The 11,988-nt window shown below is 68.4% G+C and carries 14 protein-coding genes; 6 read left to right on the top strand and 8 right to left on the bottom strand.

Going from position 1 to position 11,988, the window contains the following annotated elements; all coding sequences use genetic code 11:
• Positions 1–8 precede the first annotated feature (8 nt).
• The 7 genes from HHL11_RS29395 to HHL11_RS29365 all read right to left on the bottom strand — a co-directional run bounded on the left by HHL11_RS29395 (position 9) and on the right by HHL11_RS29365 (position 5,161).
• On the bottom strand, positions 9–368 hold the full coding sequence (locus HHL11_RS29395; protein ID WP_169422156.1) for a polyhydroxyalkanoate granule-associated phasin: 360 nt from the start codon (positions 366–368) through the stop codon (positions 9–11).
• Positions 369–417: 49 nt separating this feature from the next.
• Entirely contained in the window at positions 418–873 is a 456-nt protein-coding gene (locus tag HHL11_RS29390) for a metallophosphoesterase family protein (protein ID WP_169422155.1), read from the bottom strand.
• 7 nt (positions 874–880) lie between these two features.
• The gene (locus HHL11_RS29385; protein ID WP_342593299.1) at positions 881–1,342 is read right to left on the bottom strand and encodes a rod shape-determining protein MreB; all 462 of its coding nucleotides are present in this window, start codon (positions 1,340–1,342) and stop codon (positions 881–883) included.
• A 136-nt stretch (positions 1,343–1,478) separates the two neighbouring features.
• Entirely contained in the window at positions 1,479–1,868 is a 390-nt protein-coding gene (locus tag HHL11_RS29380; protein WP_205964685.1) for a cupin domain-containing protein, read from the bottom strand.
• Positions 1,865–2,308 carry an SRPBCC family protein gene (locus HHL11_RS29375; RefSeq protein ID WP_169422153.1) on the bottom strand — a complete coding sequence of 148 codons (444 nt, stop codon included), beginning with the start codon at positions 2,306–2,308 and terminating at the stop codon, positions 1,865–1,867. The genes HHL11_RS29380 and HHL11_RS29375 overlap by 4 nt, the downstream gene beginning before the upstream one ends.
• 89 nt (positions 2,309–2,397) lie before the next feature.
• The gene (locus HHL11_RS29370) at positions 2,398–3,222 is read right to left on the bottom strand and encodes a hypothetical protein (RefSeq protein WP_169422152.1); all 825 of its coding nucleotides are present in this window, start codon (positions 3,220–3,222) and stop codon (positions 2,398–2,400) included.
• Between the two features lie 82 nt (positions 3,223–3,304).
• A complete protein-coding gene (locus HHL11_RS29365) occupies positions 3,305–5,161 on the bottom strand; it encodes an ABCB family ABC transporter ATP-binding protein/permease (protein WP_169422151.1) in 1,857 nt (618 codons plus the stop codon).
• Between the two features lie 39 nt (positions 5,162–5,200).
• Between HHL11_RS29365 and HHL11_RS29360 the strand changes: the two genes are divergently transcribed.
• Positions 5,201–5,629 (top strand): acyl-CoA thioesterase, encoded by a 429-nt coding sequence (locus HHL11_RS29360; RefSeq protein WP_205964683.1) that lies wholly within the window; start codon positions 5,201–5,203, stop codon positions 5,627–5,629.
• Here HHL11_RS29360 and HHL11_RS29355 read toward each other — a convergent pair.
• Positions 5,626–6,417, bottom strand: coding sequence for a crotonase/enoyl-CoA hydratase family protein (locus HHL11_RS29355; RefSeq protein WP_169422150.1), 792 nt, complete (start codon positions 6,415–6,417; stop codon positions 5,626–5,628). The two genes, HHL11_RS29360 and HHL11_RS29355, sit on opposite strands and share 4 nt — an antisense overlap.
• 106 nt (positions 6,418–6,523) lie before the next feature.
• Here HHL11_RS29355 and HHL11_RS29350 point away from each other — a divergent pair, with 106 nt between their 5' ends.
• The 5 genes from HHL11_RS29350 to HHL11_RS29330 are packed head-to-tail and all read left to right on the top strand — an operon-like array spanning position 6,524 to position 11,925.
• Positions 6,524–7,399, top strand: a complete 876-nt coding sequence (locus tag HHL11_RS29350) for a branched-chain amino acid ABC transporter permease (protein ID WP_169422149.1) — start codon at positions 6,524–6,526, stop codon at positions 7,397–7,399.
• A complete protein-coding gene (locus HHL11_RS29345) occupies positions 7,399–8,475 on the top strand; it encodes a branched-chain amino acid ABC transporter permease (protein ID WP_169422148.1) in 1,077 nt (358 codons plus the stop codon). Before HHL11_RS29350 ends, HHL11_RS29345 begins: the two co-directional genes overlap by 1 nt.
• On the top strand, positions 8,472–9,272 hold the full coding sequence (locus HHL11_RS29340; protein ID WP_169422147.1) for an ABC transporter ATP-binding protein: 801 nt from the start codon (positions 8,472–8,474) through the stop codon (positions 9,270–9,272). Before HHL11_RS29345 ends, HHL11_RS29340 begins: the two co-directional genes overlap by 4 nt.
• The gene (locus tag HHL11_RS29335) at positions 9,269–10,066 is read left to right on the top strand and encodes an ABC transporter ATP-binding protein (protein WP_169422146.1); all 798 of its coding nucleotides are present in this window, start codon (positions 9,269–9,271) and stop codon (positions 10,064–10,066) included. Before HHL11_RS29340 ends, HHL11_RS29335 begins: the two co-directional genes overlap by 4 nt.
• A complete protein-coding gene (locus HHL11_RS29330) occupies positions 10,063–11,925 on the top strand; it encodes an AMP-dependent synthetase/ligase (protein WP_169422145.1) in 1,863 nt (620 codons plus the stop codon). Before HHL11_RS29335 ends, HHL11_RS29330 begins: the two co-directional genes overlap by 4 nt.
• Positions 11,926–11,988: the final 63 nt, after the last annotated feature.

Raw genomic sequence — 11,988 nt, 5'->3', positions numbered from 1 at the left:
ATGTCGGGTCAGCGCATGCGGGTTCGTGCCAATCGACGCGCGTTCGAAGTCGCCTTGCGGTGCACCGGCGCCATGCCGCGCGCCATCACCTGCTGCACGTCGATCAAGGGCACCCGCGCGCCCTGCAGGCCCGCGATCCACATCTTCTGCATGGACTCCACCGTCGCCCAGCCCATGGCGAACCACGATTGCCAGAACGCCACCACCTTTTCGGCGCCCATGCCGTGGAACTCGCGCCGGTCGCGCGCGCTCGGGTTCGGCCCGGCCAGGGCCATGCGCGTGAGGCGGTGTGCCACCACTTGCGGCACGGCGACGGCGAGTTCGGTGGCCTGGCGGGACAGGGTGCGGGAGCGGCGGGGCTGGGTCATGGCGGCGATTGTCGAAAGCGCCGCGGGCCGCTGTCTGTAGTCGAAAGGCTCAGAACTCGACGATCCGCGCCGACACGGCGCTGCCGTCCACCCGCAGCTCGCCGGCCGCGATGGGCAGCGTGAAGCGCCGCGGCCCGGCGCTGCCCGGGTTCACGAACAGCACGGGCCCGCGCTGCTCCACGCGCGGCTTGTGCGAATGGCCGGTGATGACGGCGGCGATGCCCTCTTGCGCGGGGTCCAGCGCCAGCCCGGACAAGTCGTGCAGCACGTGCAGGCGCACGTCCTCGAAGCGCAGCGTCTGCGCCTCCGGCAGCCGGTCGGCCCAGGGGCCGCGGTCGTTGTTGCCGCGCACGGCGCTGAGCGGCGCGATGGCGGCCAGCGCCTGCAGGATGTCTTCGCTGCAGATGTCGCCGGCGTGGATGATGTGGTCGCTGCCCCGCAGGAAGTCCAGCACCGGCGGGCGCAGCAAGCCGTGGGTGTCCGAGATCAGGCCGATGCGCAACATGCGCGCATCATGAAAGAACCCGGCCCTCCTTGGGGAACTGCAGCGCGGCCAGTTGCTCGTCCGTGAGGTTGGGGCCCTGCCAGACGACCACCGGCGTCGCGCCGGCGCCCGCGCCGAGCTCCTGGAAGCCGCGAATCTCCAGCTGGGTGAAGCCGCCGGTGGGGTCTTCCTGCAGGTGCACCACCATGGCGGGCGCCCCGCCCAGCAGCTTGCGCTTGTGCACCTGCTTCACCAGCACCTGCAGCAGCAGCTGCGCCGCGCCGAAATCGGCCAGCAGGGTGCGGGGATGGGAGAACGGGTTGAGCACCTGCACCGTGCGCGACTCCTGCTTGCGCGCCTTGGCGCCGATGGCCACGACCCTCGGCTTCGCGCCCTTGGCCAGCGCCACTTCGGGCGTGGTCGTCGCGGACGCGCCGGTCATCGCGTTGCGCAGGGTCAGCCGGTGCGGCGAGACCTGGACGTAAATCACCGCACGCGGCATGGTGCTTGCACTCCCCCTCTTGTTCGTTCTGCACGGCCGTGGGAGCCGTCGGGGCGACTATAGCGCCCGCGGCCGGCGAACCCGGACGGCAAGCTTGCGGAGTGTTGCGCGGGTGCAAGCCGATTCAGGTGGCCGGCCAGGCGCCGTCGACGAAAACCGCCTCGCCTTCGCCCGGCCAGGGTGGCATCGTCACCGCCACCACCTGCAAACTTTCGGCTGCATGGGCGCGGAACTGGAAGCGCGTGCCCACGGGAATGGTGGCGCAGACGCCGGCTTCCAGGGTGACAACTTCTTCACGCTCGCCCTGGCGGCGCCACATCTCGCCGCGCCCGGACACCACGTACCAGATCTCTTCGACCGTGCGATGCATCACGGCGTGCGCCACCTGCCCCGGCCCGAGGGAGAAACAGGCCATGCCGCCGCCGGCCAGGCCCAGCAGCACGCGCACGTCGGAGCCGTCCGGGGCGATGACGGTCGGCTCCGCGGGCAGGCGCGAGGTGGCGAAGGCGTTCAACCCGGGATCTCGGGCTCGACCAGCTGCGCCAGCTGCTTCAGCGACTCCTGCCAGCCCAGGTAGCAGGCCTCGGTGGGGATGACGGCGGGAATACCTTCCTGCACCACGGTCATCTCGGTGCCGCAGGACACCGCACGCAGCGTCACCGAGGTCACCATCTCGCCCGGCAGGTTGGGATCGTCGAAGACGGACGTGTAGCGCAGGCGCTCGCCCGGCACCACCTCGAGGTACTTGCCGCCGAAGGAGTGGCCGTTGCCGGTGCCGAAGTTGCTGAAGGACATGCGCCAGCTGCCGCCGACCTTGGGATCCATCTCGAACACCTTGGCGGTGAAGCCGAAGGGCGGCAGCCAGCGCAGCATCGCATCGGGTTCGGTGAAGGCGCGGAACACGCGTTGCGGTGGCGCGCGCAGGACACGGTGCAGGCGGACGGTATTGCTCATGGTCTGGTTTCCGGTTGCCGAGGAAGGGCCCTCAGCATGCACGACGCACGGGGCCGGTCAAGATCGACAGGCGGCGGCCCGGAAAAACCCTAGGCGCCGAGTTCCAGGTTCAGCGCCAGCTCCCAGCCGCGCCACAGCGACGCGATGGTGCCGAAGGCGAAGGTCAGCGCCAGCGAGCCCCACCACTCCGTCAGGTTCTGGATGCGGACGACCAGGTCGTGCAGGTTCAGCAGCGAAGCGAAGCCGTGCACCAGGCAGATGCCGGTGATGAACAGCAGCAGGCCCACCAGCAGCCGGTGCCGGCTGGGCGGCACGACCAGCAGCTCGCGCGCTTCCAGCCGCTGCAGGCCGCGCACGAACAGCAGCATCGCGACATAGGTGCCGCCGAAATACAGCAAGGTGCCGTTCTTGCGCAGCCAGGCATAGGCGGCGCCATCGGTGCCGAGGAAGGAGGCGTACACCACCAGGGCGCAGCCGGCCAGCAGGCCCACCACCGCCAGCAGCGAACGTTCGCGCCGGGGCAGGCCGGCCGTCGCGAAGGCGCGCGTGGCTGCCAGCCAGGTCAGCGCCTGCAGCACGGCCCCGGGCAGCACGAACACGCGGAACATCTCGTTCGGCGCGCCGTACTTCGCCATGCGGCTGATGGAGACGCAGTCGTCGTAGAAGGGGTTGCAGAAGCTGCCGTCGGCGTTGCGGTACATCGCCAGCGCGAAGGCGACCGCGATCGCGGGCAGCAGCGCCGCGATGACAGGCAACGGCCACAGCGGGATCGGGCGCGGCGCGCGCGCGAACGATGGCGGAGTGAGGGGCGCTGGCTGCGGCAGGGGCGGCAAATCGGCCAGCAGCGGGGCGTGGCCGGCCAGCTCCGTGTCCACGGGCCAGTCGAAGGCGCGATGCGGTTGAGCTTCCTTCATGTTCAGCCTTTCTCGCAGGGCTGGGCCATTCTTCCCGCCCCGGCCCGGCCGCGCCCATTGGACCTTCGCCTTAGGAGGGGCTTTACATCCCGATCACTTCGGCCAAGGCCTCGCCTTCGACGCTTTGCTGCAGGGCCCACATGTCGGCGTAGCGGCCGCCGCGCGCCAGCAGCTCCTGGTGCGTGCCACGCTCGATGATGCGCCCCAGCTCCATCACGAGGATCTGGTGCGCATCGACCACCGTGGACAGGCGGTGTGCGATGACCAGCGCCGTCTTGTTCTGCGCCGCGCTCTTCAGCTCCGCCTGGATCGCGCGCTCGTTGGCGCTGTCCAGGGCCGACGTGGCCTCGTCGAAGATCAGGATGGGCGGGTTCTTCAGCAGGGTGCGGGCGATGGCCACCCGCTGCTTCTCGCCGCCGGACAGCTTCAGGCCGCGCTCGCCCACCATGGTCTCGTAGCCCTTGGGCGTGGAGGCGATGAAGCTGTGGATGTGGGCCGCGCGCGCCGCGGCTTCGACCACGGCGCGGCCCGCGCCGGGCCGGCCGTAGGCGATGTTGTATTCGACCGTATCGTTGAACAGCACCGTATCCTGCGGCACGATGCCGATGGCCTGGCGCACGCTGCCCTGGGTGACGTCGCGCACGTCGCGGCCGGCGATGGCGATGCGGCCCTGCTGCACGTCGTAGAAGCGGTACAGCAGGCGCGCCAGCGTCGACTTGCCGGAGCCGGACGGGCCGACCACGGCGACCGTCTTGCCGGCCGGGATCTCGAAGCTGACGTCGTGCAGGATGGGCCGCGCCGGTTCGTAGGCAAAGCTGACGTGCTCGAACTTCACGCTCCAGTCCGCTTCTTCCGGCAGCGGCTGCGCGCCGGCCTTGTCCTCGACTTCGCGCTCGCGCTCCATCAGGGTGAACATCTTCTCCAGGTCGGTCAGGCTCTGCTTGATCTCGCGGTACAACACGCCCAGGAAGTTGAGCGGGATGTACAGCTGGATCATGTAGGCGTTGATCATCACCAGGTCGCCCAAGGTCATGCGGTGGTCCACCACGCCCTCGGTGGCGCGCCACAGCATGGCCACGAGGCCGATGGCGATGATCAGCTGCTGCCCGGTGTTCAGCATCGACAACGTGGTCTGCGCCTTCAGGCGCGCCATGCGCAGCTTCTCGAGGCTCTGGTCGTAGCGGCCGGCCTCGAAATTCTCGTTGTTGAAGTACTTGACCGTCTCGTAGTTCAGCAGCGAATCGACCGCCTTGGTGTGGGCCGCGGAATCGAACTCGTTGGCCAGGCGGCGGTACTGCGTGCGCCACTCGGTGATGCTGACGGTGAAGAAGATGTAGACCACCAGCGCCGCGATCGTGATCCAGGCGAACCAGACGTCGAACTTCACCGCCAGGATGGTCAGCACCATCGCCACCTCGATCAGCGTGGGCACGATGCTGTACAGCGAATACGAGATCAGCGACTCGATGCCGCGCACGCCGCGCTCGATGTCGCGCGTCATGCCGCCGGTCTGGCGCTCGAGGTGGAAGCGCAAGGACAGCGAATGCAGGTGCCGGAAGGTGGCCAGCGCGATGCTGCGCGCCGCGCCCTGCGTGGCCTTGGCGAACACCAGTTCGCGCAGTTCGGTGAAGAGCGACGTCGACAGCCGCAGCAGCCCGTAGGCCAGCAGCAGGCCGACCGGGACCACCAGCACGGCCTTGGGATCGCCGGGCTTGATGTTCATGGCGTCCACCAGCTCCTTCAGCAGCATGGGGACGGCCACGTTGGCCAGCTTGGCGCCGATCATGAAGGCCAGGGCGGCCATCACGCGCCACTTGTAGTCCCACAGGTAGGGCGTCAGGCGCTTCAGCGTTTTCCAGTCGGAGCGGGGCTGCGCCTTGCCACCGGCCGGGGACGGCATGGGGATATGGGAAGAGCTCGATTCACCGCCGCGGCGCATGAGGGACAATCCGGTGTGGAAACCCGAGAGATTGTGCCCATGTCCGTGAATGCAAGCGCCCCTGCCGCGCAGATGACCCCACCACCCGCCGCCGCCCCCACGGAGAAGGAGCTGGTGCTGAAAGTCATTCCGATGCCCGCGGACACCAACGGCAACGGCGACATCTTCGGCGGCTGGGTGATGGCCCAGGTCGACCTGGCCGGCTCGGTGCTGCCCGCGCGCATCATCCGCGGCCGCATGGCGACCGTGGCCGTGAAGGAGTTCGTCTTCAAGCAGCCGGTGCGGGTGGGCGACATCCTCAGCTTCTATTCCTCCGTCACGCGCATCGGCCGCACGTCGATCACGGTGGACGTCGAGGTCTACGCCGAAAGCTTCGGCAACCAGGGCCGCTTCGTGAAAGTGACGGAAGCGCTGGTGACCTACGTCGCGATCGACGACGAGGGGAAGCCGCGGGAGATCACGCGTTAGAACTTCCCGTGCCGGCCCTCGCCGCCGGCGAAGCGCAGCGCGCCTTCCAGGCCGTCCGCGATGCGCCGCTTGCTGCGCTCCCATTCGGCGTGCAGTGCTTCGGGCAAGGGCTTGCCCCATTGTTCGTAGGCGTTCAGGCGGTCCGCGCGCATCGTCTCCTGCGGGAATTTGGCCAGCTGCTGCGCCAGCGCGATCGCGGCTTCGCGCGCCTGGCCGGTAGGCACCACGCGGTTCGCGAGCCCCATGCGCAAGGCTTCCTGTGCCTCCACCTTGCGCCCGGTGAGGATCAGGTCCATGGCATGCCCCATGCCGACCAGCCGCGGCAGGCGCACCGTGCCACCGTCGATCAGCGGCACGCCGAAGCGGCGGCAGTAGACGCCGAAGTACGCGTCCTCCTCCATCACGCGCAGGTCGCACCACAGCGCCAGCTCCATTCCGCCCGCCACCGCGGCGCCGCTGACGGCGGCGATCACCGGCTTGGACAGCAACAGGCGCGACGGCCCCATCGGCCCGGCCGGCTGCACATCGTCCGGCCGGAATTCCAGCGGCGCCAGCGCATCCGCGCCTTCGGCCGCCAGGCGCGCGCCGGCCAGCAGGTCCCAGCCCGCGCAGAAATGCCCGTTTGCGCCGTGGAACACGGCCACCCGCGCTTGCGGGTCGGCGTCGAAGGCGAGGAAAGCCGCGTGCAGGCGGCGCGCGGTGTCGCCGTCGACCGCATTCCTCACCTCCGCACGGTCCAGGGTGACCACCGTGACCTCACCGATCGTTTCACTGCGTACGCTGTCCATCCGGCGGATTAGACGCCTGCGCGTTTCCCCGGTCTAGGGGCTTGCCCTGAGCCCGTCCGCCGGATGCGGGGCTATAACGACCGCGAGCACTCGAGGAGAGCGCGGCTTGCAATTCCTGCAACTGGTGATCACCGGCGTCGCCCAGGGCTGCATCTACGGGCTCATCGCGCTGGGCTTCGTGCTGGTCTACAAGGCCACCGAAACCGTCAGCTTCGCCCAGGGCGAGCTGATGATGCTGGGCGCCTTCTTCGGCCTGGCCGCGATGACGCTCCTGGGCCTTCCCTTCTGGCTCTCGGTGCTGGCAGCCGTCGCCGGCATGGCGCTGTTCGGCATCGTGCTGGAAGCCCTCGTCATCCGGCCCATCCTCGGCCAGCCGGCCTTCTCCATCGTGATGCTCACCATCGGCATCGGCTACGTGGCGCGCGGGCTGGTCACCATGCTGCCCGGCATCGGCACCGAAACGCACACGCTGCCCGTGCCCTACAAGGACCAGGTGTGGAACGCCGGCGGCCTGGTGCTGGCGGTGGAACAGATGGTGGTGATCGCCGCGACCGCCGTGCTGTGCGTCCTGCTTTTCGCGGTGTTCAGGTACAGCAAGGTCGGCATCGCGATGCAGGCCGCGTCGCAGAACCAGCTGGCCGCGTACTACATGGGCATCCCGGTCAAGCGCTTGAACGGCCTCGCCTGGGGCCTGGCCTCCGGCGTGGCGGCCGTCGCCGGCCTGCTGCTCGCGCCCATCACCTTCGTGCATGCCAACATGGGCTTCATCGGGCTCAAGGCCTTTCCGGCAGCCGTGGTGGGCGGCTTCGGCAGCCTGCCTGGTGCGATCGTCGGCGGGCTCGTGATCGGCTTGGTGGAGTCGCTGGCGGGCTTCTACCTGCCGGAGGGCTTCAAGGATGTCGCGCCCTACGTCGTCGTGCTGGTGATGCTATGGGTGATGCCGAACGGGCTCTTTGGCGAGAAGCTCAGGAAGAAGGTCTGATGCGCTTCCTGTTCAAGACCGACTACGGCCAGGACATCCGCCTCGCCAAGCATGGCGGCCACGTCTTCTGGTACGGCCTGCTGTGCCTGTGGCTGCTCGCCGCGCCCTGGCTGCTGTCCGAATACCTGCTGGCCCAGCTCACCTTCATCCTGATCTACGGCGTCGTCGGCCTGGGGCTCATGCTGCTGGCCGGCTTCACGGGCCTGTTCTCCATCGGGCACGCCGCCTTCTTCGGCGTGGGCGCCTATGCGCAGGCCGTGCTCACCGGCTACGGCTGGCCCTTTCCCTTCGCGCTGCTGGCCGGCGCGGCCTTGTCGGCGGCGGTGGGCGTGGTGGTGGGTCTGCCGGCCCTGCGCGTGAAGGGCATCTACCTGGGCATCGCCACCTTGTCCTTCGGCTTCATCGTCGCCGAAGTGTTCTCGCGCTGGGAAAGCGTCACCGGCGGCAACGCGGGCAAAACCGTGGGCGCGGTGAAGATGTTCGGCTGGACCGCCGACAGCGCCGCGTCCTTCTACTTCGTCTGCCTGGTGGTGGCGGTGCTGGCCACTCTGGCCTGCCTGAACCTGCTGCGCTCGCCGACCGGCCGCGCCTTCGTCGCCATCCGCGATTCGGAGATCTCGGCCCAGAGCATGGGCATCCACCTGGCGCGCTACAAGACGCTCAGCTTCGCCATCTCCGCGGCGCTGGCCGGCATTGGCGGCGCACTCTATGCGCACCAGATCCGCTTCCTGTCGCCGGACCAGTTCGACATCGTGCAGTCCATCGACCTGCTGCTGATGGTGGTGATCGGCGGCCTGGGCTCCATCCACGGCGCTTTCCTCGGCGCGATCTTCCTCATCGGCCTGCCGCAGGCGATCAGCGCGGTGAAGGACTATCTGCCGCAAGCGATCGGCCAGGCGCCGGGCCTGAAGGCCGTGGTGTACGGCGCCGTGCTGGTGGGCTTCGTGCTGTTCGAGCCACTGGGCCTGTACGGACGCTGGCTGAAGGTGCGCGCGTATCTCCAGCTCTTTCCGTTCTACCGCAAGGGCTTGTTCCGGCGGCAGAAATCCTTCCAGAAATCGGAGCGCCTGCGTTGAAGGAGGTTCTGCTCTCGGCTCGCAACCTGGGCGTGCGCTTCGGCGGCGTGCTGGCCGTCAATGGCGTCAGCTTCGACGTGAAGCGCGGCGAGGTGTTCACGCTGATCGGGCCGAACGGCGCGGGCAAGACGACCGTCTTCAACCTGATCAGCCGCATCTACGAGCCCAGCACGGGCAGCCTCGAATTCGAGGGCCGGCCGCTGACCGGCCAACCGCCGCATCGCGTGGCGAAGCTGGGCATCGCCCGCACCTTCCAGAACATCGAGCTGTTCGAGCATGCCTCGGTGCTGCACAACCTGCTGGTCGGCCGGCACGTGCACCGCTCCAGCAACGTGTTCAGCGAGTTGTTTTTCACGCGCCGTGTCCGCGCCGCCGAGGTCGCCGCGCGCGAGCAGGTGGAACGCGTCATCGACCTGCTGGACCTGCAGCACCACCGCGATGCGCTGGTGGCCGGCCTGCCCTATGGCGTGCGCAAGGTGGTGGAGCTGGCCCGCGCCCTGTGCACCGAGCCCAAGCTCTTGCTGCTGGACGAGCCCTCCTCCGGCCTGAACGTGGAAGAGACGGAGGACATGGCTTTCTGGATCCAGGACATCCGCCATGAGCTGGGCATCACCGTGCTGATGGTGGAGCACGACATGGCGCTGGTCAGCAAGGTCAGCGACCGCGTGCTGGCCATGAACCAGGGCGAGGTGCTGGCGCTGGGCACGCCGGCGGAAGTGCAGTCGCATCCGGGCGTGATCGAGGCGTACCTGGGCACCGCTGAAGGCGTGGCGGGCTTGCGCAGGGAGTTGGCATGACTTCCAATCCGCCCGCGGTCAGCGACCTGCCCGTGCTGAAGCTCTCCAACGTGGAGAGTTCCTACGGCCCGATCAAGGCGATCCGCGGGGTCAGCCTGCAGGTGCGGCGCGGCGAGGTGGCCACCGTGCTGGGCTCCAACGGCGCGGGCAAGACGACGATCCTGAAGACCATCTCCGGCATCATCGACCCGCGCAAGGGCAGCATCGAGTTCAAGGGCGAGGACATCACGGCCCGCGACCCGGCCCATATCGTGCAGCAAGGCCTGTCGCACGTGCCGGAAGGCCGCGAAGTGTTCCCGCTGCTGTCGGTGCGCGACAACCTGCTGATGGGCGCCTACACGCGCGATGACCGCGACGGCGTCGCGCAGGACCTGGAGGCGGTGTACCGCTACTTCCCGATCCTGAAGGAGCGCGCGACGCAGGACGCCGGCCTGCTCTCCGGCGGCCAGCAGCAGATGCTGGCGATCTCGCGCGCGCTGATGGCCGCGCCGCACCTGGTGCTGCTGGACGAACCCAGCCTGGGCTTGAGCCCCAAGCTGACGCGCGAGATCTTCGAGATCGTCGTGCGCATCAACCGCGAACGCGGCACGACCATCCTGCTGGTGGAGCAGAACGCCCACATGGCGCTGACCGTCGCCGACTACGGCTATGTGCTGGAAAACGGCCGCATCGTCATGGAGGACACCTGCGCCCGGCTGCGCGAGAAGGAAGACATCCAGGAGTTCTACCTGGGCATGAAGGAAGCCGGGGTGCGCGGGGAGCGGCGGTGGAAGAAGAAAAAAACCTGGCGATGAAGCAACTCTGGAACCTCTCCCACATCCGCCCCGAGACGCGCATCGTGCTCGAAGGCGACACCATTCCCGCGATGTTCTGGAACGCGGTGGCACAGCGCGGGCCCAAGGTGTGGCTGCGGCAGAAGGACCTGGGCATCTGGCGCAACTGGACCTGGCAGCGCACCGGCGAGGCCGTGCGCGAGATCGCGGGCGGCCTGCTGGCCCTGGGCTTCGCGCCGCGTGACACGGCTTCCATCCTCTCCAACACCGTCGTCGAATGGGTGCTCGCCGACCTGGCCGTGCTCTCCTGCGGCGGCGTCGCCAACGGCATCTACCCGACCGACGCGCCGGCGCAGGTGCAGTACCTGTGCGAGGACTCCGGCACCAGCATCCTCTTCGTCGAGGACGACGAGCAGTTGGACAAGGCGCTGGAAGTGCGCGAGCGGCTGCCGCGGCTGCGCAAGATCGTGGTCTTCGACATGGAAGGCCTGCGCGACCTGCACGACCCGGATGTCATCGCCCTCGACGAACTGCGCCGCCTGGGCCGCGACTACAACGCGGCCCATCCCGACGCCGTGGCGCAGCACGCCGCCGCCGTCCGCCCCGAAGACCTCGCCATCCTGGTCTACACCTCCGGCACCACCGGCAAGCCCAAGGGCGCGATGCATTCGCATGCGGGACTGGCCTACACGGTCCGCGGCTACAACACCTTGGTCGCCCGCGACGAAAACGACGAGTGCATGTGCTTCCTGCCGCTGTGCCACATCGCCGAGCGGCTGGGCGGCGAGTACTTCTCGCTCTACACCGGCAACCGGCTCAATTTCGTCGAGAACCCGGAGACGGTGCCCGAGAACGTGCGCGAGATCTCGCCCACCGTGTTCGCCGCCGTGCCGCGGGTCTGGGAGAAGTTCTATTCCGCCGTCACCATCGCGCTGAAGGAAGCCAGCCGCCTGCAGCAGGCGGCCTACGGCTGGTCCATCGGCGTGGGAACGCGCATCGCGGACCAGGTGCTGGCCGGCCAGCCGGTCGGCCCCGCGCTGAAGGCGCAGTACGCGCTGGCGAACGGCCTGGCCCTGGCCAACGTCCGCAAGATGATCGGGATCGACCGCGCCCGCTTCCTCGTCACCGGCGCCGCGCCCATCTCGCCGGAGCTGGTGAAGTGGTACCTGGCGCTGGGCGTGCCGATGCTGGAGGTGTGGGGCATGACCGAGACCTGCGGCGCGTCCACCGGCATTCCGGCCGCGCTCATGCGTCCCGGCTCGATCGGCCCGGCCGCCAGCTACAACGAAGTGCGCATCGACGCCGCCACCGGCGAGATCCAGGTGAAAGGGCCCAACGTCTTCCTAGGCTACCTGAACCAGCCGGAGAAGACCCGCGAGACCTTCACCGCCGACGGCTGGCTGCGCACCGGCGACGTCGGCGCGGTAGACGCCGACGGCTTCTTCCGCATAACCGACCGCATGAAGGACATCATCATCACGGCCGGCGGCAAGAACGTCACGCCCAGCGAATTCGAGAACGAGCTGAAGTTCTCGCCCTACATCACCGACGCGGTCGTCATCGGCGACCAGCGGCCTTACCTGACGGCGATCGTCATGATCGACCAGGAGAACGTGGAGAAGTACGCGCAGGACCATGACGTGCCCTTCTCCAGCTATGGCAGCCTGACGCGCGCGCCCGAGGTGCACGCGCTGATCCAGTCCGAGATCGACCGCGTCAACCGCAAGTTCGCCCGCGTGGAGCAGGTGAAGCGCTTCTACCTGCTGGACACGCAGTTGTCCGCCGAAGACGAGGAGCTCACGCCCACGATGAAGCTGAAACGCAAGCTGGTGCAGGCCAAGTACGCGCTGCAGATCGAGGCGATGTACGTCTCGGTGTAAACACGCATGGAGCCGGGCGGCACCCCGGCAAGAATCCCCCCAACTCAGGCCATCCTGCAAGGA

It is taken from the genome of Ramlibacter agri, from assembly GCF_012927085.1.
GTDB classification, from domain to species: domain Bacteria; phylum Pseudomonadota; class Gammaproteobacteria; order Burkholderiales; family Burkholderiaceae_C; genus Ramlibacter; species Ramlibacter agri.
The sequence above is the reverse complement of the archived record's forward strand: the minus strand, read 5'-3'. Positions and strand labels throughout refer to the sequence as shown.